The sequence below is a fragment of the Streptomyces sp. 13-12-16 genome (assembly GCF_002114215.1).
GTDB lineage: Bacteria > Actinomycetota > Actinomycetes > Streptomycetales > Streptomycetaceae > Streptomyces.
Window position 1 is genome coordinate 1 of the sequence record NZ_NCTE01000578.1, and the last position, 641, is coordinate 641.

Sequence of the window (641 nt, forward strand, 5' to 3'; positions counted from 1 at the left end):
GATGAGGGGTGACCGTACGGGCGCGGCGGGCGGGACGAGGGCGCCGCGGCGGCGTGCGAGCCAGTGCGGTGGTGAAAGCGGCGGGACTCCTTCTTCGACCTGAGGGGAGGGGCTCCGCGGCCGTCGCCGCCGCCGCGGTCCCTCGGCCGACAGGGCAGCGCCCCTGCCTTTCCGGCGCCCGGATGCGGACGGTCCCGCATCCGGGCGCCTTCCGGTCCGCGGGGATGCGGATCCGCCCGGCGCGCAGCAGCCTGGGGACATGGCACATCCAACGGAGCATCCGCACATCGTGGTGCACTCCCCCGCCCTGGACGGCTCCCGGCGGGTCACCTCGGACGACGAGACGCTGGGCCTCGCCACGCACGTCGACGACGTGAGCGAGATCCTGCGGCTGGCCGACCTGTACGTCACGGACGTCGAGGAGACCGACCTCATCGAGTGGCAGGGCGGCGGCCCGGACGACTGGCCGGGACTGTCGGAGCACCACGAGCCGTGAGCGCGGCCGCTACGGCAACGTCCGTAGGCGGGCTACGGCACCCTCAAATGAACCTCTGAACCTCGCCTCCCGAGGCTTCGGCGGGCCCCGCGCGCGGAACCATCCCCGCACACGGGGCCCGCCGGCACGGGGGCGGCGGGCCCCC

Annotated in this window: 1 protein-coding gene; it reads left to right on the forward strand. The window is 75.0% G+C overall.

Annotation, left to right across the window (positions count from 1 at the left end):
- Positions 1-259 precede the first annotated feature (259 nt).
- On the forward strand, positions 260-496 hold the full coding sequence (locus B7767_RS23135; protein WP_085573883.1) for a hypothetical protein: 237 nt from the start codon (positions 260-262) through the stop codon (positions 494-496).
- The last annotated feature ends 145 nt before the right edge of the window (positions 497-641 follow it).